Annotated in this window: 19 protein-coding genes; 13 read left to right on the top strand and 6 right to left on the bottom strand. The window is 75.1% G+C overall.

The window, feature by feature from the left end; translation table 11 throughout:
- The first annotated feature begins 137 nt into the window (after positions 1–137).
- Positions 138–2,246, top strand: coding sequence for a type IIA DNA topoisomerase subunit B (locus tag CK505_RS16445; RefSeq protein ID WP_095651741.1), 2,109 nt, complete (start codon positions 138–140; stop codon positions 2,244–2,246).
- Between the two features lie 94 nt (positions 2,247–2,340).
- Positions 2,341–3,393, top strand: a complete 1,053-nt coding sequence (locus CK505_RS16440) for a malate dehydrogenase (protein ID WP_017834166.1) — start codon at positions 2,341–2,343, stop codon at positions 3,391–3,393.
- A gap of 3 nt (positions 3,394–3,396) precedes the next feature.
- Here CK505_RS16440 and CK505_RS16435 read toward each other — a convergent pair whose 3' ends face one another.
- Positions 3,397–5,898, bottom strand: a complete 2,502-nt coding sequence (locus tag CK505_RS16435; protein WP_035924034.1) for a DNA topoisomerase (ATP-hydrolyzing) subunit A — start codon at positions 5,896–5,898, stop codon at positions 3,397–3,399.
- 127 nt (positions 5,899–6,025) lie between these two features.
- On the opposite strand from CK505_RS16435, the gene CK505_RS16430 reads away from it, so the two are divergent.
- The 4 genes from CK505_RS16430 to CK505_RS16415 are packed head-to-tail and all read left to right on the top strand — an operon-like array spanning position 6,026 to position 12,262.
- Positions 6,026–8,722: a GNAT family N-acetyltransferase gene (locus tag CK505_RS16430; RefSeq protein WP_017834168.1), complete on the top strand. Its 2,697-nt coding sequence runs from the start codon at positions 6,026–6,028 to the stop codon at positions 8,720–8,722.
- A 15-nt stretch (positions 8,723–8,737) separates the two neighbouring features.
- Positions 8,738–10,333 carry a serine/threonine-protein kinase gene (locus tag CK505_RS16425; RefSeq protein WP_095651740.1) on the top strand — a complete coding sequence of 532 codons (1,596 nt, stop codon included), beginning with the start codon at positions 8,738–8,740 and terminating at the stop codon, positions 10,331–10,333.
- 46 nt (positions 10,334–10,379) lie between these two features.
- On the top strand, positions 10,380–11,090 hold the full coding sequence (locus tag CK505_RS16420) for a DUF5998 family protein (RefSeq protein ID WP_035924032.1): 711 nt from the start codon (positions 10,380–10,382) through the stop codon (positions 11,088–11,090).
- A gap of 5 nt (positions 11,091–11,095) precedes the next feature.
- Entirely contained in the window at positions 11,096–12,262 is a 1,167-nt protein-coding gene (locus CK505_RS16415) for an alkaline phosphatase family protein (protein WP_035924031.1), read from the top strand.
- A 161-nt stretch (positions 12,263–12,423) separates the two neighbouring features.
- On the opposite strand, the gene CK505_RS16410 is transcribed toward CK505_RS16415, so the two are convergent.
- Complete coding sequence (locus tag CK505_RS16410; protein ID WP_095651739.1) at positions 12,424–13,161, bottom strand: hypothetical protein; 738 nt, start codon at positions 13,159–13,161, stop codon at positions 12,424–12,426.
- 157 nt (positions 13,162–13,318) lie between these two features.
- A complete protein-coding gene (sepH, locus tag CK505_RS16405; RefSeq protein ID WP_095651738.1) occupies positions 13,319–14,752 on the bottom strand; it encodes a septation protein SepH in 1,434 nt (477 codons plus the stop codon).
- A 299-nt stretch (positions 14,753–15,051) separates the two neighbouring features.
- Between sepH and CK505_RS16400 the strand changes: the two genes are divergently transcribed.
- Positions 15,052–15,351: a DUF4193 domain-containing protein gene (locus tag CK505_RS16400; protein WP_017834172.1), complete on the top strand. Its 300-nt coding sequence runs from the start codon at positions 15,052–15,054 to the stop codon at positions 15,349–15,351.
- 94 nt (positions 15,352–15,445) lie between these two features.
- Here CK505_RS16400 and CK505_RS16395 read toward each other — a convergent pair whose 3' ends face one another.
- On the bottom strand, positions 15,446–15,967 hold the full coding sequence (locus tag CK505_RS16395) for a DUF3093 domain-containing protein (protein WP_095651737.1): 522 nt from the start codon (positions 15,965–15,967) through the stop codon (positions 15,446–15,448).
- A 54-nt stretch (positions 15,968–16,021) separates the two neighbouring features.
- Here CK505_RS16395 and dut point away from each other — a divergent pair, with 54 nt between their 5' ends.
- From dut to CK505_RS16375, 4 genes are all read left to right on the top strand, one after another.
- Positions 16,022–16,507 carry a dUTP diphosphatase gene (gene dut / locus CK505_RS16390; RefSeq protein ID WP_017834174.1) on the top strand — a complete coding sequence of 162 codons (486 nt, stop codon included), beginning with the start codon at positions 16,022–16,024 and terminating at the stop codon, positions 16,505–16,507.
- 71 nt (positions 16,508–16,578) lie between these two features.
- Complete coding sequence (locus CK505_RS16385) at positions 16,579–17,310, top strand: DUF3710 domain-containing protein (protein ID WP_031283353.1); 732 nt, start codon at positions 16,579–16,581, stop codon at positions 17,308–17,310.
- A gap of 3 nt (positions 17,311–17,313) precedes the next feature.
- Entirely contained in the window at positions 17,314–17,718 is a 405-nt protein-coding gene (locus tag CK505_RS16380) for a hypothetical protein (protein ID WP_255250988.1), read from the top strand.
- Complete coding sequence (locus CK505_RS16375; protein WP_095651735.1) at positions 17,715–18,440, top strand: DUF3159 domain-containing protein; 726 nt, start codon at positions 17,715–17,717, stop codon at positions 18,438–18,440. Before CK505_RS16380 ends, CK505_RS16375 begins: the two co-directional genes overlap by 4 nt.
- Before the next feature lie 15 nt (positions 18,441–18,455).
- On the opposite strand, the gene CK505_RS16370 is transcribed toward CK505_RS16375, so the two are convergent.
- On the bottom strand, positions 18,456–19,139 hold the full coding sequence (locus CK505_RS16370; RefSeq protein ID WP_017834178.1) for a TrkA family potassium uptake protein: 684 nt from the start codon (positions 19,137–19,139) through the stop codon (positions 18,456–18,458).
- A complete protein-coding gene (locus CK505_RS16365) occupies positions 19,139–19,885 on the bottom strand; it encodes a TrkA family potassium uptake protein (RefSeq protein WP_017834179.1) in 747 nt (248 codons plus the stop codon). The genes CK505_RS16370 and CK505_RS16365 overlap by 1 nt, the downstream gene beginning before the upstream one ends.
- 86 nt (positions 19,886–19,971) lie before the next feature.
- On the opposite strand from CK505_RS16365, the gene CK505_RS16360 reads away from it, so the two are divergent.
- Together CK505_RS16360 and CK505_RS16355 are read left to right on the top strand one after the other, a co-directional pair.
- Entirely contained in the window at positions 19,972–21,972 is a 2,001-nt protein-coding gene (locus tag CK505_RS16360; protein WP_017834180.1) for an APC family permease, read from the top strand.
- Positions 21,969–23,132: class I SAM-dependent RNA methyltransferase (locus CK505_RS16355; protein ID WP_095651734.1), on the top strand; the 1,164-nt coding region annotated here is incomplete at its 3' end. The genes CK505_RS16360 and CK505_RS16355, both read left to right, overlap by 4 nt.

Below are 23,132 nucleotides of genomic sequence, written 5' to 3'. Positions count from 1 at the left end.
AGGCCGTTTTTCGCCCCGGGCGTAGGTCACGGTGCCGGCCGGGGTCGCGTCCGCGTGACCCGCGCCCGGGCCTGCGGTGTCCGCCGCCGGGACTACAGTGGTGGGGAATCCCGCCGTCCCCCAGGAGTCGTATCCCCGTGACACCGTCCCGTTCCGAGTACAACGCCCGCCACCTCTCCGTCCTCGAGGGCCTCGAGGCCGTCCGGAAGCGGCCGGGCATGTACATCGGCTCCACCGACTCCCGCGGGCTGATGCACTGCATGTGGGAGATCATCGACAACTCCGTGGACGAGGCCCTCGCCGGCTTCGGCCACCAGATCACGGTGGTCCTGCACGCCGACGGCGCCGTGGAGGTCCACGACGACGGCCGCGGCATCCCCATCGACCTCGAGCCGCGCACCGGGCTGACCGGCGTGGAGGTCGTCTTCACCAAGCTGCACGCGGGCGGGAAGTTCGGCGGCGGCTCCTACAGCGCCTCCGGCGGCCTGCACGGCGTGGGCGCCTCGGTGGTCAACGCGCTCTCCGCCCGCCTGGACGTCCAGGTGGACCGCGGCGGGAAGACCTACCAGATGTCCTTCCGGCACGGTGAGCCCGGCCGCTTCGTGGACCAGGGCCGGCCCTCCCCGCACGCCCGGTTCGAGCCGTTCGTGGAGGGGTCGGTGCTCGACGTCGTCGGCAAGGCCAAGCGGGGCGTCACCGGCACCCGGATCCGGTACTGGGCGGACGAGCAGATCTTCACGGCGGACGCCCGGTTCAGCTACGAGGAGCTCGCCAAGCGGGCCCGCCAGACCTCGTTCCTGATCCCCGGGCTGCGCATCACCGTGCGCGACCAGCGGGGCCTGCCCGGCACACCGGGGGAGTTCGGGACCCACGAGGAGGTGTTCCAGCACGACGGCGGGATCTCCGAGTTCGTGGAGTACCTCGCCGCCGACAGCTCGGTCACCGACGTGTGGCGGTTCCAGGGCGAGGGCCGGTTCAAGGAGAACGTCCCGGTCCTGGACGAGAACGGCCGCTCCAAGCTCACGGAGCTGGACCGCACGTGCGAGGTCGACGTCGCCCTGCGCTGGGGCATCGGCTACGACACGTCCCTGCGCTCGTTCGTGAACATCATCGCGACCCCCAAGGGCGGCACCCACCAGGCCGGCTTCGAGGCGGCCCTGCTGAAGACGTTCCGGAAGCAGATCGAGGCCAACGCCCGCAAGCTCAAGGCCGGCAGCGACAAGATCGAGAAGGACGACGTCCTGGCCGGGCTCACGGCCGTGCTCACGGTGCGGCTGGCGGAGCCGCAGTTCGAGGGCCAGACCAAGGAGGTCCTGGGCACCCCGGCCGTGCGCCAGATCGTGAGCCGGGTGATCGAGAAGGAGCTGACCGCCAAGCTCACGGCCACCGGCCGCCACGACAAGCAGCAGGCCGGGCAGCTGCTCGAGAAGGTCGTGGCGGAGATGAAGTCCCGCATCTCCGCGCGGGTGCACAAGGAGACCCAGCGGCGCAAGAACGCCCTGGAGACCTCCTCGATGCCGGCCAAGCTCGTCGAGTGCCGCTCGAACGACGTGGAGCGCTCCGAGCTGTTCATCGTGGAGGGCGACTCCGCGCTCGGCACGGCGCGGCTGGCCCGGTCCTCCAACTATCAGGCGCTGCTGCCGATCCGCGGCAAGATCCTCAACGTGCAGAAGGCGTCCATCACGGACATGCTCGCCAACACGGAGTGCGCCGCGCTCATCCAGGTCATCGGCGCCGGCTCGGGGCGCACCTTCGACCTCACCGCCGCCCGCTACGGCAAGGTCATCATGATGACGGACGCCGACGTCGACGGCGCGCACATCCGCACCCTGCTGCTCACGCTGTTCTACCGCTACATGCGCCCGCTCGTGGAGGCCGGGCGGGTCTACGCGGCGGTGCCCCCGCTGCACCGGGTGGAGATCGTCAACGCCGGCGGCAAGGCCAACGAGATGGTCTACACGTACTCCGAGCGCGAGCTCACGGACCTGCTCGCCCGGCTCGAGGCGGAGGGGCGGCGGTACAAGGAGCCCATCCAGCGCTACAAGGGCCTGGGCGAGATGGACGCGGACCAGCTCGCGGAGACGACCATGGACGTCCGGCACCGGATGCTGCGCCGGATCCGGGTGGAGGACGCCGAGGCCGCCGAGCACGCCTTCTCCCTGCTCATGGGCTCCGAGGTGGCCCCGCGCAAGGACTTCATCATCGAGGGCGCCACGCACCTGGACCAGGAGCGCATCGACGCCTGAGCGCGCGGGACGGCGGGCGCACCGAGGGCCGGTGCCCTGGTGCGGCCGCTACGCTGGGCAGGGACGAGCGACCGTCCCCGAGGAAGGACCCCGCATGACCGCCACCGGCCCGCACACCCCGTCCCCCGCACCCGGCCGGCCCCGGCCGGTCACCGTTACCGTGACCGGTGCCGCGGGCCAGATCGGCTACGCCACCGTCTTCCGGGCCGCGGCGGGCGACCTCCTCGGCCCCGGCACCCCCGTCCGCCTGCACCTGCTCGAGCTCCCGCAGGCGCGGCGGGCCGCGGAGGGCACCGCCCTGGAGCTGCAGGACGGGGCGTTCCCGCTGCTCGACGGCGTGGAGGTCTTCGAGGACGCGGACGCCGCGTTCGACGGCGCCTCGGTGGGGCTGCTCATCGGGGCCCGCCCCCGGTCCCAGGGCATGGAGCGGGCCGACCTGCTCGAGGCCAACGCCGGGATCTTCTCGGTCCAGGGGCGGGCCGTCAACCGCGGCGCCGCCGAGGACTTCCGGGCCGTGGTGGTCGGCAACCCCGCCAACACCAACGCCTACATCGCCGCCTCGCACGCCCCGGACGTCCCGCGCGAGCGCTTCACCGCCCTCACCCGGCTCGACCACCACCGCGCGCTGGCCCAGCTCGCCGCGGCCACCGGGGCCCGCGTCGACGAGATCGACGGCGTGGCCGTGTGGGGCAACCACTCGGCGAGCCAGTACCCCGACCTGACCCACGCCACGGTCGGGGGCCGGCCGGCGCTCGAGGTGCTGGCCGGGGGAGGCCACGACCTCGCCTGGGTGGACGACACCTTCATCCCCCGGGTGGCGCGCCGCGGCGCGGAGATCATCGACGTGCGCGGCGGCTCCTCGGTGGCCTCGGCGGCCCACGCGGCCCTGTGCCACGTCCGCGACTGGGTCCTGGGCACCCCCGAGGGCACGTGGACGTCCATGGCGGTCGCGTCCGACGGCTCCTACGGCGTGCCGGAGGGACTCGTCAGCTCGTTCCCGGTGGTCTGCCGGGACGGCCGGGCCGCGATCGTGCCGGACCTCGAGCTGGACGAGTTCTCCCGCGCCCGCATCGACCGCTCCGTCCGGGAGCTCGAGGAGGAGCGGGCGGCGGTGGAGCAGATGGGGCTGCTCGGGCCCCGCCGCTGAGCCTCAGCCGTAGGCCGGACCCACCGCGTCGATCACCTGGTCGGTGGGCACGCCCGAGCCGTCCCGGCGCCCGTGCTCGGTGGGCAGGGCCCGGGCCACGCCCGAGGCCGCGACCGCCTTGGCCGGTCCGTGCCCCACCCAGGCCAGGGCCAGTCCCGTCTCGCCCTTGAGGAACCGGTGCGCGCGCACCCCTCCGGTGGCCCGGCCCTTGGGCGGGTACTCCGAGAACGGGGTGACCTTCACCGAGTACTGCGACATGCCGGGGAGCACCTCGTCGGCGCGGGCGAGGGTCACGACCACGGGCGTCTCGTCCGCGGCGCGGACCGCCCCGAAGAAGACCACGGCGTCCCCCGCGACCAGCTTGACCCCGGCGACGCCGCCCGCGGTCCGGCCCTGGGGGCGCACCGCACCGGCCTCGAAGTGCAGCAGCTTGCCGTCCCGGGTCACGAACACCAGCTCGTCCTCCGCGGCGGCGGACTCGGCGAGGCCGACCACCTCGTCGTCGTCCTTGAGCGTGATGACCTCCCAGTCCTCGCGGTTGAGCGGATACTCGGGGCTGACCCGCTTGACCACGCCGTTGCGGGTGCCCAGGGCCAGCACCGCGTTGAGCGGCGCGAGCCCCACGAGCCGCTCCCCGCGGCCGAGGGTGAGGAAGTCCTTGACCGGGACGCCGTCGCCCAGCTTCGGGGTGCCCTCGAAGGCGGTCAGCACGGGCACGTCCATCACCTGGACGCGCAGCATGCGCCCGGTGGACGTGACCGCCCCGATCTCCCCGCGGGCGGTGGCGCGCACCGCGGAGACCAGGGCGTCGTGCTTGATCCGCCGGGGCGGGTCCACCAGCGGGACCTGGGAGGGCGTGCGGGCGAGCTGGCCCGAGGTGGACAGGAAGACCCAGCAGGGGTCGTCGGCGATCTCGAGCGCGAGCCCGCCCGCCGCCGTCCGCCCCGGTGCGGGGGCCGCCGCCGCGGCGACGGGCGCCGGCAGGGCCTCCGACTCGAGCAGCTCGGTGCGCCGGTCGTCGCCGTGGACCTCCGCGACCTCCGCGAGCTCCGCGGAGACCAGGGCCCGCAGCCGCGAGTCCGAGGCGAGGGTCTCCTCGAGCTCGGCGATCTCCCGGCGCAGCTCCTCCTGCTCCTTCTCGAGCTCGATCCGCGAGTACTTGGTCAGCTGCCGCAGCCGCAGCTCGAGGATGTGGTCGGCCTGCACGCGGCTGAGGTCGTACACGGCCATGAGCCGTTCCCGGGCCACGGCGGTCTCGTCGGAGGAGCGGATGATCTGGATGACCTCGTCGATGTCGACGATCGCCACGAGCAGGCCCTCGACCAGGTGCAGGCGGTCGCGCCGCTTGGCCAGCCGGAAGCCGGTGCGCCGCCGGACCACCGACAGCCGGTGCTCCACGTAGACCCGCAGCAGCTCGAGGAGGCCCATGGTGCGGGGCCGTCCGTCCACGAGGGCAACGTTGTTGATCCCGAAGGAGTCCTCCATGGGCGTGTACTTGTAGAGCTGCTGGAGGACCGCCTGCGGGTTGAAGCCGTTCTTGACCTCGATGACCAGCCGCAGGCCGTTCTTGCGGTCGGTCAGGTCCACGACGTCGGAGACGCCCTGGAGCTTCTTGGCCTGCGCCGCCTCCTTGATCTTCTCGGTGACCTTCTCGGGCCCCACCATGTAGGGCAGCTGGGTGACGACGATGCCCTGCTTGCGGGGGGAGATCTGCTCGATCGAGACCTTCGCGCGGGTCTTGAAGGAGCCGCGCCCGGTCCGGTAGGCGTCCCGGATCCCGTCGAGGCCCACGATCCGCCCGCCCGAGGGCAGGTCCGGGCCCGGCACGAAGCGCATGAGCTCCTCGAGCGTCGCCTCGGGGTGCTCCACGAGGTGCCGGGCGCCCGCGACGACCTCGCGCAGGTTGTGCGGGGCCATGTTCGTGGCCATGCCCACCGCGATGCCGGAGGAGCCGTTGACCAGCAGGTTGGGGAACGCCGCGGGCAGCACGCCCGGCTGGGTGAACTGGTTGTCGTAGTTGGGCACGAAGTCGACGACGTCCTCGTCGAGGTCGGCAGTCAGCGCCAGGGCGGCCGGGGCCATCCGGGCCTCGGTGTAGCGGGAGGCGGCGGGGCCGTCGTCGAGGGAGCCGAAGTTGCCGTGCCCGTCCACGAGCGGCAGGCGCATCGCGAAGGACTGGGCGAGCCGGACCATCGCGTCGTAGATGGCGGAGTCGCCGTGCGGGTGCAGCTTGCCCATCACCTCGCCCACGACGCGGGCGCTCTTGACGTGGCCGCGGTCCGGGCGCAGCCCCATCTGGTTCATCATGAACAGGATGCGCCGCTGCACGGGCTTGAGCCCGTCCCGGGCGTCGGGCAGGGCGCGGGAGTAGATGACGGAGTACGAGTACTCGAGGAAGCTCGTCTCCATCTCGGAGGTCACGTCGATGTCGACGATGTTCTCCCGGAAGTCGGGGGGCAGCTCGTCCTCGGCGGACGGGCGGGAGGGCGCACGGCGGCGTGCCATCACAGCGGGGGGTCCTTCGGTCGTGGGTCGGTCCGGGGCGGGCCCGGCGGCTCGGCGTTCGAGATCGTGCGGGGACGCACCGGGACGCACCGTTGACGGTGCAGGTTTGTCTACTAGCCTGAAGTCTATGGTTCCAGAGACCGCGGACACGGACGACGCCGGGCAGTACCCCGAGTACTGGGAGGCCGACGTCATCCTCCGCGACGGCGCGACGGCGCAGCTGCGCCCGATCTCCCCGGAGGACAAGGACGCGCTCCTGGCCTTCCACCAGTCGCAGTCCGAGAACTCCATCTACCTGCGCTTCTTCTCCTACAAGCCCACCCTCTCCGCCCGGGAGCTGGAGCGGTTCACCCGCGTGGACCACCGGGACCGCGTCTGCTTCGTGCTGGTGCTGGCGGACCGGATCATCGGCGTGGGCCGCTACGACCGCACGGACCGGCACGACGACGCCGAGGTCGCGTTCATGATCTCGGACGCCCACCAGGGGCGGGGCATCGGCTCGATCCTGCTGGAGCACCTCGCCGCGGCCGCGCGCGAGAACGGGATCGACCACTTCTCCGCGGAGGTCCTGCCCGAGAACCGCAAGATGCTCCGCGTGTTCGCGGAGGCGGGCTACGAGCTCACCCGCAAGTTCGACGACGGCGTGGTGGTGGTCGGCTTCGACATCGACCCGACCGAGAAGTCGCTGGCCGTGATGGCCGCGCGGGAGCACCGCGCCGAGGCCCTCTCCATGGCCGACCTCCTCTCCCCGTCCTCGATCGCCGTGATCGGGGCGTCGCGGGACCCCGGCCACGCCGGGCACGCGCTGGTCGAGCACCTCGTCGCCTCCGGGTTCGCCGGCCGGCTCAGCGGGGTGAGCCCCACGCCCTTCGAGCGGGAGGGCATGACCCACGCCACCTCGATCGGGGAGGTCCCCGAGCCCGTGGACCTCGCCGTGGTCGCCGTGCCCGTCGACCAGGTGGCCGACGTCGTGGACCAGTGCGGCGCGGCGGGCGTGCGCGCCGTCGTGGTGGTCACGGGCGGGTACGCCGAGGCCGGCGCGGCGGGCCGGGCCCGGCAGACCGAGCTGGTGCGCCGCGCTCGCTCCTACGGGATGCGCGTGGTCGGCCCGGCGAGCCTGGGCCTCTACAGCACGGCCCCGGAGTCCCGCTTCAACGCCTCCATCCTGCCCACCGTGCCGCGGGAGGGCCCGCTGGGGCTGTTCAGCCAGTCCGGGGCCATCGGCATGATGCTCAACGCGGCCGCGCTGCGCCACGACGTGGGCGTGTCCACGTACCTCTCCGCCGGCAACCGGGCCGACGTCTCCGGCAACGACATGATGCAGTACTGGGAGGACGACGCCGCGACCCGCGCGTGCGGGCTCTACCTGCAGTCCGTGGGCAACCCGCGCAAGTTCTCCCGGATCGCCCGCCGGCTGTCCCTGACCAAGCCCGTGATCGTGGCCAAGAGCGAGGTCACCGGTCTCCGGCTGCCGCCCGGCCACACCGGGCGCACCACCCAGGCCCCGCCGGGGGCCCTGGACGCGATGTTCCGGCAGGCCGGCGTGATCCGCGCGGACACGAGCGAGCACCTCATGGACGTGGCCGGGATCCTCGCCGGCCAGCCCCTGCCCGCGGGCGCCCGCACGGCCCTCGTCTCCAACGCGCTGGCCCTGGGCCAGCTCATGGAGGACCGGTGCATGCAGCTGGGGCTGGACGTCGCGGTGACCCAGGCGGGGGTCCGGACCGCGGACGGCGGGGAGGACGCCCTCGAGGCGCTGCGGGCGGCCGTCGACAGCTGCCTCGGCGCCGAGGCCGTCGACTCCGCCGTGGTCACGCTGATGCCGATCCCGGGCGCCACGCCGGAGCGCGTGGCCGAGCTCGTGGGCCGGGTGGGGCGGGAGCACGGCAAGACCGTGGTGGTCGTCTTCACGGGCAGCACCGAGCCCGGAGCGGTCTCCGCCCTGCACCACGCCGAGGACGGACTGGACGTGCCCTGCTTCGACTCCCCGGGGGCGGCCCTGCGCGCGCTCGCCAAGGTCGTGGACTACACCCGGTGGCGCGCCCAGGACCAGGGCAGCCTCGCCGAGCCGAAGGGCATCGACGCGGAGGCGGCGGAGACCTTCGTGGAGAAGATCCTGCCCAGCGTCACCGGCGACGAGCTGCTCGAGCTGGACGGGGACCAGGCGCGGGAGCTGCTGGAGACCTACGGGGTGGGCCTGCTGCCCAGCGAGCGGTTCACCGATCCCGAGGACGCCCTGGCCGCCGCCGACCGGCTCGGCTACCCCGTGGCCCTCAAGACCACCGACCCCAACCTCCGGCACCGCCTGGACCTGGGCGGCGTGCAGCTCAACATCCAGGACGACGCGCAGCTGCGGGCGGCCATCGAGACCATGCACCGGGCGCTCGCCCCCTTCGGCACCTTCGACCTCGAGGTGCAGGCCATGGCCCCCACCGGCCAGTCGGTGGTGCTCCGGGCCATCGAGGACCCCCTGATCGGCCCCGTGGTCTCGTTCGGGATGGCGGGGGACGCGGTGAACCTCCTCGAGGACTGGGCCCACCGGGTCCCGCCGCTCACCGACCAGGACGTGCGGCGGATGGTCCGCGAGCCCAAGGCCTCGCGCAAGCTCTTCGGCCACCAGGGGGTCCCGGCCGCGGACGTCGACCGGCTCGAGGACCTCGTCGCCCGGGTGGCGCTGCTCAAGGACCGGCACCCCGAGATCGCCCGCGTGGAGCTGAACCCCGTGCTCGTCTCCAGCGGCTCCGTGACCGTGCTGGGGGCCTCGGTCGGCATCGGCAACGCCCGGCAGCGGACGGACAGCGCGCGCCGGGCCATGCGCAGCTAGGCGGGCCCGGACTTCGTGGCGGACACCATAGCCGGTCGGTACACCCTCATCGACCCGATCGCGCGCGGCGGCAGCGGCTCCGTGTGGCGGGCCTGGGACGGCCGGCTCCAGCAGCTGTGCGCGGCCAAGGTGCTGCGCCAGCGCGACTCCGCGGACCTGCTGCGCTTCGCGCGGGAGCAGTCGGTGAAGCTGGACCACCCGCACGTGCTCGCCCCCTACGGGTGGGCCGCGGAGGACGCGCACGTGGTCATCGCGATGCCCCTCGTGCACGGCGGCACCCTGGAGTCCGCGCTGCTCGACAACGGGGCCGCCTCGGTGGAGCTGACCGAGGAGGTTCTCGCCCAGCTGCTCCAGGCCCTGCAGTTCGTGCACGCCCAGGGCTGGGTGCACCGGGACGTGAAGCCGGGCAACCTCATGCTGGACAGCACCGGGACGGGCCGCCCCCACGTCCTCCTCTCCGACTTCGGCATCGCCGTGCGCGTCCAGGACGCCCGGCTGACCCGGACGGGCACCGTGGTGGGCACGCCCGGCTACCTGCCCCCGGAGGCCTACGAGCTCACCGACCCGAACCCCGCGCAGGACCTCTACGCGGCGGGCATCACCGCGCTGCGGATGCTCGACCCCTCGCTGGAGCCGCAGGAGAGCCTGGGGCCCAACGATGCGCGCGCCGTGGTGGGGGAGCAGGGCGACCTCGCGGAGCACCTCGCCGCCCTCCTCACCCCGGACCCCGCCCAGCGCCGCGACGCGGCCGTCACCGTGCTCCACGAGCTCACCGCGGGCGCGGCGAGACGGCGCTTCGACCCTGCCCGCACCCGGGACGGCGAGCCGTTCGAGGTCTTCGACGTCCTCGAGCCGCTGCCGGAGCCGTGGGCGAGCCGGGTGCTGACCGGGTGGGACGGCACGGAGGGGACGGACGGGACGACCGGCGCCGGGCTCGGCGGCGGAGCCGCCGCGGGCGCGGAGGCCGGCGGCCGGTTCCCGGACGGCCCCGACACCCTGGACGCCGGCTCCGGGAGCACCGACTCCGCCGGCACCGCTCCCGGCAGCACCGGGCAGCGGACGGCCGGGACCACGGTGGGCGGCGGCGGGCTGGCCGACGCCGGCGGCGCCGGCAGCGGGACGACCGGCAGCGGGACGACCGGCAGCGGGAGAACCGGTGCCGGGGGAGTCGACACCGGGTCGGGCGACGACGAGGTGCCGGACCCTGCCGGGTCCGGGCGCGACGGCTCCGGGCACGGCGGGTCCGGCGACGGCGACGGCGGGGGCACCGGGAACGACCCCGGCCGGGACCGGGCGGGCCGCCGGCCCGCCGGGGGGAGGGCCACGGAGGCGCTCCCGCGCCCGGCGCGGACCGGGCGGCGCCGCGGCGGCCGAGCCGTGACCGGCGTGTTCGTGGTCCTCGTGGGGATGACTGCGCTGCTGAGCGGATATCTGCTGCTCGATCCCCTGGGCTCCGCGGAGCGGGTGCCCGGTCCCGGGAGCTCGCCCACGGTCACGCGCAGCGCCGACACGACCCCGAGCCCGGCGCCGGAGGAGAGCCCCGTGGTGCTGGAACGGGTCTGCGAGGACGTGGGCGGCGGGGAGGAGCGGTGCTACTTCCGGGTGCCCTGAGGGCCCGTGTTGGGCACTGGCGCGGCCGTGGGGGAAAATGGCCCCCATGACGTATTCAGGTGAGCGCGGCCAGCGGCTGGTCGAGGACATCAACAAGGCCGGCTTCTACCCGCAGCTGGTGATCGACGTGGTCCAGGACTCCCTGGACGGCCGGTCCCCGGTCTCCCACCTCGTGCAGCTGGAGACCCACATCGACCGGACGGAGGTGCACCGCCACACCACCGTGCTGGTGCTCGCCGAGGACGTGCTGCACGTGACGCACGTGGACGACGAGGAGTTCGACGAGGGCGGCCGGGACGTGGTGGCACGGGTCTCCACGGAGACGGTCGGCATCTCGCAGATCCGCTCGGTCACGCTGAGCTACTCGTACTACCAGCCGGCCAACTACCGGCCGGACAGCCCGATCTCCGAGGTGACGCTCGCCATCGCGTGGACGGGCACCCTGCACGTGGACCTGGCGCCCGCACTGTGCGAGGACCCCCAGTGCCAGGCCGACCACGGCTACACCGGCACGGCCGCCCGGGAGGACATCGTGCTGCGGATCAGCGCGGAGGCCGACGGCCCGACCGCCGTGGAGGGCGCGCGGGAGTTCGCGCGCACACTGCGCCGGGCCAATCTCTCCCCGCTGACCGACGGCGCGCAGATCGCCCAGCCGGCCCACGGGCGCACGCCGGCTCCGCGGCGGGCGGCCGCCGCCACACCGCGCACCCGGTTCACCGACCGGTTCACCGGCCGGGACAGCGGCGCCGCCCGGTGAGGGCGGTGCAGGAGGTCCTGCCCGCGCTGCCCGCCGACCTGCCGGGGCCGCCGCGCTACGGCAGCCGCTCGGTCGCGGAGGTCATGTCCTCGGCCGCGGCGTCCCTGGGCGTGCCCGGCTTCCGGGACGCGCTGGGGCTGCCCGCCGCCCGGAGGGTCGTCGTCGTCATGGTGGACGGCCTGGGACGGGCCCAGCTGCGGGCCCGCGCCGGGCACGCCCCGGGCCTGGCCGGCGCGCAGGGCCTGGCCACCCTGGACGCGGCGTTCCCCACGACCACGGCGGCCTCGCTGGCGTCCCTCGGCACGGGCGCGGCCCCCGGGGCGCACGGACTCGTGGGCTACGACGTGCTGGACCCCGACCGGGACCGGGTCGTGAACCAGCTCGGCGGCTGGGACGCCGCCGTGGACCCCCGGGCGTGGCAGCCGCTGCCCACGGTGCTCGAGCGCGCCGCCGAGCACGTGGACGTGGTCACGGTCAGCCGGCAGCGCTTCGCCGGCTCCGGGCTCACCGACGCGGCCCTGCGCGGGGGCCGGTTCGTGGCCGCGGAGGGGCCGGCCGCGCGGGTCAGCACCGCGCTCGACCAGCTCGCGGCGGGACGCGACGCCCTCATGTACTTCTACTGGGACGAGCTCGACCGCACCGGCCACGCCCGGGGCTGGGAGTCCTGGGAGTGGACGGCCCAGCTCGAGGAGCTCGACGCGTCGCTGCGCCGTCTGGTCGCGCGCGTGCCGGCCGGCACCACGGTGCTGGTGACCGGTGACCACGGCATGGTGGACGTCCCGCGGGACGCGCGCGTCGACTTCTCCGAGCTCCCGGGGCTGCTGGACGGTGTCCGGCACACGGCCGGCGAGCCCCGCGCGGTGCAGCTGCACCTGGAGCCGGACGCGACGGCGCAGGACGTCCGGGCGCTCGTGGCCGCCTGGCGGGAGCAGTTCGGGTCCCGCGTGTGGATCCTCTCCCGGGAGGCGGCCCTCGACGCGGGCTACTTCGGCCCGCCGGCGCTCGTGCGCGACGCGGTGCGCGGGCGCATCGGCGACCTCCTCGTGCTGGGGCGGGAGCCCCTGGCGCTGTTCGACCTGGGCCGGGTCCGCCCGAGCGTCCTGTCCATGGTCGGCCAGCACGGCTCGCTGACGCGCGCCGAGCGGGAGGTCCCGCTGCTGCGCCTGGCCTGAGCGCCCGCCCACCGCGAGCCGGCGCAGGGACGCCGCGACCGGGGTGCCGCGGCCGCGTGAGCCGCCTCCGGGGTGCCACGCCGGGTGAGCCGCCACGGGGCCGCCGCGCAGCGCGGCGATCCGGCCGCCGCGCCGGGTGGACCGCGGCCGGGGGATTGCGCTCAGGGTGCCGGCGAGGCGTCCTCGGCCGCGTCCTCCGTGGTGGCCCCCTCGGTCCCCGCCTCTGCGGCGGCCGGGCCGGCGTCCTCCTCGGCCGCGTCCTCCTCGTCCGGGTCGACGTCCTCCGCGCCGGCCTCGTCGTCCTCCGCGGGCGCTCCCGGGGTGGTCGGACCGGGATCTGCCGGGGCCGGTGCGGACGGGGCCGGCGCCGGCGGCGGGGGCGCGGGGACCACGGGCTGCGGCGGGACCGGGGCGGGCACCACGGGTTCGGGCACGACGGGCTCGGGGACGACTGGTGCCGGGGGGACGTACGGCGCCGGGGGCGCCACGGGCTCCGGGGCCGGGGGTGGCGGTGCCGGCTCCTCCGCCGAGGGGCTCGGCGTGGGGGAGGGCGTTCGCGAGCGCGACGGCGTGGGCGACGCGGTGGGCGTGCTGGTGGGCGTGGCGGACGGCGAGCTGGTCACCGCCGGAGCCGGAATGAACTCGGCCTCCCGGCCGGCGCCGAAGAGGTCGCGACCGACGCCGCCCAGGTAGAGCGCACCCGCGCCGACCAGGACCACGAGCACGACCGCGCCGAGGACCAGCCCGGCGACGAACCGTCCCGGCCCGGAGCCGCGGACCAGCTCGGCCGGCGCCTCCGGAGCGGCGGAGGCGCCGCGGACACCGGGGTCGCCGGGGTCCGCGGCGGCGGCGTCACGCTCGTCGTCCCCGAAGAGGTCGTCCTGGATGGAATTGCCCATGTCGTGCTGCCCCTGACGTGGTGTCGTCCGTCCGGGCCGCGCGCGGGATGGGGGAGCGCACGAGCCCGGAGGGACGGCGCGGAGCCGTCCCCTGCTGCGTGCACTCTAGCGCGTGCCGGGCCGGCGGCGCCGGACGGCGCGCACCGGCGCCGGGGGCTCAGTCGGACGAGCTGCCGAAGACGATCTCGTCCCAGCTGGGCACCGAGGACCGCGCGGGGCGCCGTGCCTTGGCGGTCTTGTTGCGCGGGCGGGGCCGTTCGGGCGCGGTCTCCTCGGCGGGGCCGGAGTCCTCGGGCTCCTCGCCGGGGACCGCGGGGGCCGGGCCGGCGGAGCGGTCGCCCCGGACGTCGTCGTCCCGGGAGCTCCCGGTCGCGGAGTCCTGGGTCGCGGAGCCCTGGGGCGCGGAGTCCTGGGCGGCGGGGTCCCCGGCCGCGGGCGCCTCGTCCCGGGAGGCGGCGGTGTCCGGTCGCGCCGCGGACCGCTCGGTGCCGTCGTCGACGCCCCGCTCCCGTCCGGCCTCCCGGAAGGTCTCCGAAGCCCTCTCCTGAACGGTGTCCCGGGCGCCGGCGCGAGCGGCGGGCGCAGCGGGCGCGGTGGGCTCGACGACGGGATCGTCGGCGGGCTGCACGGTGGCGGGCCCGTCCGTCCGGGGCGCGGGCTCACCGGCCGGTGCCGGCTCCGGTGCGGGACCTGGCTCGGGGAACCGGGTGGCCGGCTGGAAGGGGCGGTCGAAGACGGAGCTGTCCTCGGGTGCGGCCAGGGGGCGGGGCCGCCGCTCGACGTGCCCCATGCCGCGGCCCAGGATCTCGGCGAGGGCGTCGTCCCCCTCGGCGTCCTCCCCGATGCGCTGCCCGCGGCGGGCCTGCAGGACGTCGAGCAGGTCGTCGGCCTCCACGGCGGACCGGCGCAGCTGCGTGAGCTCGGGGTCGAGGCCACCGTCCAGGACGCCGAGGCCCGTGCCGAGCGGCGTGTCCGGGGTGCCGGCCTCCGTGAGGGCCTCCGCCCACGCGTTCGTGGGACGGACGCTCTGGTTCGCCGGGTTGTAGAGCCACTCGGCCAGCGGCTCGTCGTGGGCTGGCGCGGCGGCGCGGTCGACCACGGAGAACCGGGCGACCACCGCCCACAGGTGGTCCTCCCGCTGCCAGGAGTCCCACTCCAGGGAGGAGGGGTCCACCCCGAGGTCGGCGGCCCGGTGGGCGACGGCGCGGCCCAGGGTGAGGGGTTCGCCCTCGAAGACGGAGTGGTAGCCGCGGTGCGCGGAGCGGTCCTCGATCTCGACCTTCTGGGCCTCGGTGGCGATGTGGGCCCGCTCGGCGAGGATCGGCCACTCGTAGCGGCGGACCCGGGAGGCCTCCCACCCGCTCTCGGCCACGATCTCCTCGACCGTGGCCCCGGAGCGGAACCGGGCCTGGATCTCACGCGGCCCGAACTGGCCCGTTCCCCGCTGGCGGGCGCCCGGCAGCCGCCGGGCGCGCTGGACGGCCAGGCGCAGCTCCTGGTCGATCCGCAACAGGTGGCGGGTGCCTGCCTCGTCCTCGACGACCAGGTGCTCACCGTCGTCGTGCACACCTGCCAGGCGCAACTGCTCCATGCTGTCATTCCTCCGGGTGGTTCTCGGGTGCGCTCGGGGTCGTCGAGCGGGCGCTGCGGGGCGGGTCCGTCGGTCGCGGCCGACGTGCCGGCCCGGACCCGCCCCCAATCCTACTGGCCGTCGCGCGCCCCGGCCGGAGGTCGCCCGCGGACGGGCCCGGCCGCGTGTTCGCGGGCCCGGGACGGGGTTGGATTTTTGCCCTCGGATGGTGAACAATCTACGCGACACAGAGCCCGGAGGGCGGCGCACAGCCGTGCCGGAGCCCGCCCTCGGACCCCGCATTGGAGCGAAGACCGGACATGGCCACTGATTACGACGCGCCGCGCAAGCAGGAGGACGAGCTCAAGGAGGACTCGATCGAGGAGCTGCAGACGCGCCGCACCGATGCGCAGTCCGGCACCGTCGACGAGGACGAGGCGGCCGCGGCCGAGAGCTTCGAGCTGCCGGGCGCGGACCTCTCCAACGAGGAGCTGTCCGTCGTCGTGCTGCCGGCCCAGGAGGACGAGTTCACCTGCGGCTCGTGCTTCCTGGTGCGCCACCGCTCCCAGATCGCCGAGGAGCGGGGCGGGGTCAAGTACTGCGTCGAGTGCGTGGGCTGAGCCCCGCAGGGCCGAGCTCGTCCGGAGGACCGGAAGAACCCCGTCGCGACGGTCGTCGCGGCGGGGTTCTTCCGTGCGGTGGCGGCGGGCGCGCTCACGGGCGCGCGGACAGCACCTCGACGATCCGCTCCGGGTGCCGGGTGGAGGTGAGCCAGTACGGCGTGGGGTCCACGGGGTCGGTGATCCGGATCCGCACCACCGGGCCCACGGACGCCCGGAAGTTCATGAAGGCCCGCCCGTCCAGCTCGGGGCCGCGGACCCGGCGGACGTCGTCGCCGCGGAAGGCCTCGGCCTCGCCCACGAACCGTCGCTCGATGCGGGCCCGGCCGACCTGCAGGGACTCGTCGGTGACGACGATGGTGGTGCTGGAGGCGACGAGGGCCACGGCCGCGCCGCCGCCGACCACGACGGCCGCCGCTCCGGCCACCCACGGGTCGATGGGGGCGAGCGCGACGAGGGCGACGACGCCGGCGAAGAGCACGAGCAGCCACATCCACCACGCGGGGGTGAGCTTTTCCTGGTAGAGGATCTCGGCGCCGGGCCGCTCGGAGGAGGACCGGCGGGGTTCGCGGGGGCCGTCGGCCGGGGACGCACTGGAGGACGCAGGACGGGACATGCCTCTAGCGTCTCACGACTGCGCCCGGGGTCCGGCGCGTTAGAGTGGGGCACTGTGAACGACCAGTCGACAGGCCACCGGCCCCCGTCGGGCAACGGGCGCCCGCTCAGCATCGCGCTGCAGGCCCTCGACCCGGACCTTCCCCTGCCCGTGTACGCGAAGCCCGGAGACGCGGGCGCCGACCTGCGCTCGCGCGAGGACGTGGTCCTCGGCCCCGGTCAGCGGGCCCTGGTGCCCACGGGGGTGGCGATCGCGCTGCCCGAGGGGTACGCCGGGTTCGTGCACCCCCGCTCGGGGCTGGCGGCCCGGCACGGGATCACGGTGGTCAACGCCCCGGGCACGGTGGACTCCGGCTACCGGGGCGAGATCATGGTCACCCTGCTCAACACGGACGGCGCCGAGCCCTTCACCGTCCGCCGCGGCGACCGCATCGCCCAGCTCGTCGTCCAGCGCGTCGAGCAGGCCGTCTTCGAGCTCGTCGACGTGCTGCCCGGCTCGGCGCGCGGCGGGACGGGGTTCGGCTCCAGCGGCACCGCCTGAATCCACGAGCAGACCCCCCACGAGCTCACGCCACGAGCCGGCACCGCGTGCCGGCGGAGGAGAACGACACCATGTTCGGTCGCAAGAAGAAGAAGGCCGCGGCGCAGGACGCCGCCCCGCAGCAGCCGGAGGCCGCGCCGAGCGCGGAGGACGCCGCGGCGGCGCGGCGGCGCGAGCCGCAGGGCCCGCTCGACGTCTCCCAGGTGGAGGACCGGGACGGCTACCTCGATCTCGGCGCCGTGCTCGTGCGTCCCCGCCCGGGGCTGGGGGTGCGGCTCGAGGTGGACGAGCGCACGCAGCGCCCCCGTGCCGTCGCCCTCGACCTCGACGGCGGCTCGGTCCAGGTCCAGGCGTTCGCCGCGCCCCGCTCCGAGGGGCTGTGGGACGAGGTCCGCCGCGAGCTGGTGCAGTCGCTGCGCTCGAGCAACGGCGAGCCGACGGTCGAGGAGGGCCCGTTCGGGCTCCAGGTCGTCACCCGCTTCCCCGCCACCGCCTCCGACGGGACCCGCGGCTTCCGCCTCGCCCGCTTCGTGGGCGTCGACGGGCCGCGCTGGTTCGTGCGGGCCGTGTTCACGGGCACCGCCGCGGTGACCGCGGAGTCGGCCGCGGCCCTCGACGAGGTCGTGCGCGAGCTCGTGGTGGTGCGCGGCGACCGGCCCATGCCCCCCCGGGAGCTGCTGACGCTGGTCGTGCCCGAGGACGCGGTCCGTTCCCCCGCCCCGGACACGGAGCCTGAGCCCGAGCCGGCGCCGGAGCCCGTGCGGCCGCCGCGGCGCGGACCCGAGATCACCGAGATCGGCTGAGCCGTGACGAGAACAGGCACCGGCGAGTTCCGGCCGACACCGGGGACGGGGTCCATCGACGTGGTCGCCGAGGCGCCCGTGTGCGCGGGCGACCTCGACCCCTCGACCGCCGCCGGGAGCCGGCGCCGGGTGATGGCGACCGGTCTCGTGGTGGAGGTGACCGTGCCCCCGGTGACCGGCGCGCAGAACTACACCGCCCTGCTCGCCCCGGACTGCCCGCAGGCGCCGGGGGACGAGGGCGTGGCCGCCCCCCGGCCGCTGCGCCTCGTGTGGCACGGCCAGCGCACCGTGCCGGGCGTCACCGCGGGGACGCGGCTGCGCTGCGTGGGCGTGGTGAGCTTCCGGGACGGGCGCCCCTCGATGTTCAACCCGCGCTACGAGATCATCGCGAAGCAGGTCAGCAGATGACGGATCCCCAGGAGCCCGGCAGCGCCGCGGACGGTCCGGGGCGCGGCCACGACGTGGAGCGCTCGATGGCCGCCTACGCCGCGCGCTCGGGCATGCGCCGCAAGGACAACGGGCAGCTCGACGTGCTGCACGCCGTCGGCGGCTGGCGCGGTCTGGCCGAGACGATCCTGCCGGGCTTCGTGTTCCTCGCCGTGCTGCTCGTCGGCAACACCCTCGGGGTCGCGCTCGCCGCGTCCCTGGGCACGGCCGCCCTGTTCACCGTGCTGCGCCTGGTCCAGCGCCAGAGCCTGGTCCAGGCCGTGTCCGGGTTCGTGGGCGTGGGCGTCTGCGCGCTGTTCGCGCGGGCCACCGGCGAGGCGCTGGACTACTACGTCCCCGGCTTCTGGATCAACGCGGCCTGGTTCGCGGGCCTGGGCGCGTCCCTGCTCCTGCGCTGGCCGCTGCTCGGCGTCTTCTACGGCTACATCCGCGGGGAGGGCGCGCAGTGGCGCGACGTCCCGGTGCGCCGCCGCGCCTACCAGGTGGCCACGGTCATGCTGATGGCGATGTTCGCGGCCCGCCTGCTCGTGCAGGTGCCCCTGTACTTCGCGGAGAACCTCACCGGCCTGGGCGTGGCGCGGCTGGTCATGGGCGTGCCGCTGTACGCGCTGACCCTGTGGCTCGCCTGGCTCGTCTCCCGGCCCCCGGAGCAGATCGCCGCCCAGGAGCAGGACACCGCCTGAGGCCCCGGGCCGCGCTCAGCTCCGGTGCGGCTCGTGCCGGCCGGCCGTCGTGAACATCGCGCGCAGCTGCGCCTCGCCCTCCGTGGTGGAGACGAAGAACAGCTGGTCGGCGCCCTCCACCACGTCGTCCCCCGAGGGGGTGATGGGCACCCCGTCGCGCAGGATGGCCACGAGGGTCACGTCCGGCGGCCACGGCACCTGGGAGACCATCGTGGCGATGATGGGGTGCTCGTGCGGCACCGTGTAGGCGGAGAGGGTCGCCCCGCCCGTCTGCAGGGTCAGCAGGCGCACCACGTCGCCGACCTCGACCGCCTCCTCCACGAGCGCGGTCATCAGCCGCGGCGTGGACACGGCCACGTCCACCCCCCACGCGTCGTCGAAGAGCCACTCGTTCTTGGGGTTGTTGACCCGGCCCACCGTGCGGGGCACGCCGAACTCGCTGCGCGCCAGGAGGGAGACCACCAGGTTCGCCTTGTCGTCGCCCGTGGCGGCGACGACGACGTCGGTCTCCTCCAGCCCGCCCTCCCGCAGCGTGGAGAGCTCGCAGGCGTCACCGATGATCCACTGGGCCCCGCGCAGGTCCGAGCGGCCGATGACCTCGGGCTTCTCGTCGAAGATCACCACCTCGTGCTGGTGGGACAGCAGCTCCCGGGCGATCGAGGCGCCCACGGCGCCCGCGCCCACGATGACCACGCGCATCAGGATCCTCCCCGGGAGGTGTCGTCGGAGCCGGGCGCGTCGTCGGACTCCCGGCGCAGGGAGTTGGCGAAGTCGAGCACGTCCGGGCCGGGCGGGCGGGACAGGACGCGGGACACGGCCTCGACGTCGTCGGTGCGCATCATGGCGTGCACCACGTCCCCCTGCTGGTAGCTCATGTCGGGACCCGGCAGCACGCCCTCCCCGAAGCGCGTCACGAACGCGATCCGCACCCCCGTGGCCTCCTGGATCGCGTCCAGGTGCAGCCCGGACCACGAGTCGTCCAGGGACAGCTCGCCCAGCTGCAGCCGTCCCGAGGCCTCGCGGAAGTCGGCCGTGATCGTCTGCTCGGGCAGGATCCGGCGCAGCGCCTGGTCGGCGCTCCAGCGCACGGCGGCGACGGTGGGGATCCCCAGCCGCTGGTAGAACTCCGCCCGGGAGGGGTCGTAGATGCGGGCCACCACGTGGCGGACCTTGAACGTCTCGCGCGCCACGCGCGCCGCGATGATGTTGGAGTTGTCCCCGCTCGAGACGGCCGCGAAGGCGTAGGCCTCCTCGATCCCGGCCCGGCGCAGCACCTCCTGGTCGAAGCCGAGGCCGGTGACCTTCTTGCCCTCGAAGGACTTGCGCAGCCGCCGGAAGGCGCGGTCGTCCTGGTCGATCACCGCCACGGTGTGCCCGGAGTCCTCGAGGGTGTGGGCGACCATCACGCCGACGCGCCCCACTCCCATGATCACGAAATGCGCCATGCCTCTCAGCCTAGGTCACCCCGGGGGGCGCGGCCCGCACGGGGCGCGGCGGACAATCGGTGCGGGACGGACTACCGTGGGGAGCCGTGCAGAGCATTCCCCGGGCGCTGAGGCGAGCCCTCGTCGGCAAGCCCATCCACAACGAGCGGTTCAGCGACGCCGTGCTGCCCAAGCGCACGGCGCTGCCGGTGTTCTCGGCGGACGCCCTCTCCTCGGTGGCCTACGCCCCCGACGAGATCATCCTCACCCTCGCGCTCGCGGGGACCACCGCCGTGGCGGTCTCCCCGTGGGTGGGCCTGGCCGTGCTCGTGGTGCTCACCGTGGTGATCACCGCCTACCGGCAGAACGTGCGCGCCTACCCCTCGGGCGGCGGCGACTACGAGATCGTCTCCAAGAACCTCGGCCGCACCGCGGGGGTGGGCGTGGGCGCGGCCCTGATGGCCGACTACGCCCTCGTCGTGGCGGTGTCCATGGCCACCGCCGCCCAGTACGTCACCGCGGCGCTGCCCGCGCTCGCCGGGCGGCGGGTGGAGCTGGCCGTGGCCGGGATCCTCTTCGTGGGGCTGCTCAACCTGCGCGGGCTGAAGTTCATGGGCCGGGCCGCGGCCGTGCCCACCTACTTCTTCCTCGCGGTCCTGACCGCGCTGCTGCTCGTGGGCCTGGGCCAGGACCTCACCGGCTCCCTGGGGGACGCCCCCAGCGCCGGCCGGGAGGTCCTGCCGGCCGCCGGCTTCGACGCGGGGCTGGCCGGTCTCGCGGGGGCCCTGCTGGTGCTGCGGGCCTTCTCCTCCGGGGCCGTGGCGCTGACCGGCGTGGAGACCATCACCAACTCGGTGCCCTACTTCCGCAAGCCCCGCGCCGCCAACGCCGCGGCCACCCTGGGCGTGCTCGGGGCGATCTCGGCGGCCCTGCTGGCCGGGGTGCTGTACCTCGCGGACCGCACGGACGTCGTGGTCGTCGGCGACCCGGAGGAGCAGCTGCTCGTCGACGGCCGGCTCCCCGGCCCCGACTTCTTCCAGGACCCCGTGCTGGGCCAGCTCGCGAAGACCGTCTTCGGCACCGACTCCCTGTGGTTCTTCGTGCTCGTGGCCGCGACGGTGGGCGTGCTGATCCTCGCCGCGAACACCGCCTTCTCCGGCTTCCCCACGCTGGCGTCCCGGCTGGCGCGGGACGCCTTCCTGCCCCGGCAGCTGCAGGCGCGCGGGGACCGCTTCGCGTTCACCAACGGCATCCTGCTGCTGCTGCTCGTCGCCGTGGTGCTCACCGTGGCGTTCGGGGCCAACGTCAACAGCCTCATCCAGCTCTACATCGTGGGCGTGTTCGTCTCCTTCACGCTCACGCAGGCCGGCATGGTCCGGCACTGGGCGCGCGTCCGGCGGATGCGCCCGCACCCCGGGGTCCGCCGCGAGCTGTTCGTGCGCCGGGCCGTGGCCCTGGTCGCCTTCGTGCTGTGCGCGGCGGTGCTCGTCGTCGTCCTCGTCACCAAGCTCACCCAGGGCGCGTGGATCACCATCGTGGCCATCGTGGTCCTCAGCGCGGTCATGGCGGGGGTCCGGCGGCACTACGACGCCGTGGACGCCGAGCTCGCGCTGCAGCCCGACTCCCCGGTCCGGGCCCTGCCCTCGCGGGTGCACGCCATCATCTACGTCTCCTCCGTCCGCAAGCCCCTCATGCGCGCCCTGGCCTACGCCCGGGCGTCCCGGCCCTCGACCCTCGAGGCCGTCGTCGTGGACACGAACGCCGCCGCCACCCGCCGGATCCTCGACGAGTGGCGCCGCCTCGAGATCCCGGTGCCCGTCACCGTGCTCCACGCGCCCTACCGGGACACCATCGGCCCGGTCCTCGACCACGTGCGCGGGGTGCGCCGCAAGTCGCCCCGGGACCTGGTCGTGGTGTACCTGCCCGAGTACGTCGTGCGGCACCGGTGGGAGCGGCTGCTGCACAACCAGGCCATCCGGCCGCTGCGGGCCCGCCTGCACCAGGAGCGCGGGGTCATGACGGCCTCCGTGCCCTGGCACCTGTCCTCCGCCTCCGGCCAGGACACGGGCCCCGAGTCCGCCCCCGAGCAGAGAGCGTCCCGCCCGTGACCCCGTCCCACCCCCCGGCCCCCGCCGAGCCCGCCGCCCCCGTCGAGCTCGAGCTGCGCCTGGGCCTCGTCGCCCACGGCGGCCACACCGTGGCCCGCACCGGCGAGGGCCGCGTGGTGTTCGTCCGCCACGGCCTGCCCGGCGAGCTCGTCCGCGTCCGCCTCACCGACAGCGGCCCCGAGGCCCGGTTCTGGCGCGGCGACGTCGTGGCCGTCCTCGAGGCGGACCCCCACCGGCGGACCGAGCACGTGTGGGCCCCGGCCGACCCCCTGCTGACCTGGCGGCGCGGCGAGCCGCCCGTCGGCGGCGCGGAGTTCGGCCACGCCGAGCTGGAGGCCCAGCGCGCCCTCAAGGCCGCGGTGGTGACCGAGCAGCTCACCCGACTGGCCGGGCTCGAGACCGAGATCGTCGTCGAGGCCGTGCCGGGGGAGGACCCGCAGGGCCGCGGCTGGCGCACCCGGGCGCACTTCGCGGTCGACCCCGCGGGGCGGATCGGGATGCACCCCCACCGCAGCGCGGCCGTCGTCCCGGTGGACGGCTTCCCGCTCGTGGTCCCCGCCATCGACGCCCTGCGGCTCGGGCGGCTCGACCTGCGCGGGGCGGAACGGGTCGACGTCGCGGCCCCCGCCGACGGCGGGACGCCGCTGGTGCACCTGAGCCTGGCCGCCGGGGCCGACCTGCACCGGCTGCGCCGCGAGCTGGCACGGCTCACCGCGGATCGGGACGTCTCCGTCACCGCCCGCGCCGAGGGGCAGCGCGAGCCCGAGACGTGGGCGGGCCGGCCGTCGGTCGCCGAACACGTGGGCCCGCACCGGTGGGAGGTCTCCGCCGAGGGGTTCTGGCAGATCCACCGCGCCGCCCCCGCCCTGCTGCACCGGGAGGTGCCCGCGGCCGCCGCGGCGCGCCCCGGGGAGCACGCCCTCGACCTCTACGCCGGCGCCGGACTGTTCACGGCCGCGCTCGCGGACGCCGTGGGGGAGATGGGCACGGTCCTGGCCGTCGAGGGCTCGCCGGTCACCAGCGCCGACGCCCGCCGCGCCTTCGCCGGCCGGCCGGGGGTCCGTGTCGAGCGCGGGAGCGTCGACAAGGTGCTCGCCCGGACCTGGCCGCAGGCGGCGCCGGCCCGTGGCCGCCGGCCGGCGCGGGGCGGCCGCCCGGCC

The sequence above is a fragment of the Kocuria sp. WN036 genome (assembly GCF_002287015.1).
GTDB classification, from domain to species: Bacteria; Actinomycetota; Actinomycetes; order Actinomycetales; family Micrococcaceae; genus Kocuria; species Kocuria rosea.
This window is presented reverse-complemented; position numbering and strand designations above follow the sequence as displayed.

Excerpts from the sequence above, each read along its gene's own strand:
- CK505_RS16375 (WP_095651735.1), top strand. The coding sequence starts at position 17,715 with ATGACGGATCCCCAGGAGCCCGGCAGCGCCGCGGACGGTCCGGGGCGC.
- CK505_RS16440 (WP_017834166.1), top strand. The coding sequence starts at position 2,341 with ATGACCGCCACCGGCCCGCACACCCCGTCCCCCGCACCCGGCCGGCCC.
- CK505_RS16435 (WP_035924034.1), bottom strand. The coding sequence starts at position 5,898 with ATGGCACGCCGCCGTGCGCCCTCCCGCCCGTCCGCCGAGGACGAGCTG.
- CK505_RS16400 (WP_017834172.1), top strand. The coding sequence starts at position 15,052 with ATGGCCACTGATTACGACGCGCCGCGCAAGCAGGAGGACGAGCTCAAG.
- CK505_RS16370 (WP_017834178.1), bottom strand. The coding sequence starts at position 19,139 with ATGCGCGTGGTCATCGTGGGCGCGGGCGCCGTGGGCGCCTCGATCGCC.
- CK505_RS16395 (WP_095651737.1), bottom strand. The coding sequence starts at position 15,967 with ATGTCCCGTCCTGCGTCCTCCAGTGCGTCCCCGGCCGACGGCCCCCGC.
- CK505_RS16385 (WP_031283353.1), top strand. The coding sequence starts at position 16,579 with ATGTTCGGTCGCAAGAAGAAGAAGGCCGCGGCGCAGGACGCCGCCCCG.
- CK505_RS16430 (WP_017834168.1), top strand. The coding sequence starts at position 6,026 with ATGGTTCCAGAGACCGCGGACACGGACGACGCCGGGCAGTACCCCGAG.
- sepH (WP_095651738.1), bottom strand. The coding sequence starts at position 14,752 with ATGGAGCAGTTGCGCCTGGCAGGTGTGCACGACGACGGTGAGCACCTG.
- CK505_RS16410 (WP_095651739.1), bottom strand. The coding sequence starts at position 13,161 with ATGGGCAATTCCATCCAGGACGACCTCTTCGGGGACGACGAGCGTGAC.
- CK505_RS16365 (WP_017834179.1), bottom strand. The coding sequence starts at position 19,885 with ATGGCGCATTTCGTGATCATGGGAGTGGGGCGCGTCGGCGTGATGGTC.
- CK505_RS16420 (WP_035924032.1), top strand. The coding sequence starts at position 10,380 with ATGACGTATTCAGGTGAGCGCGGCCAGCGGCTGGTCGAGGACATCAAC.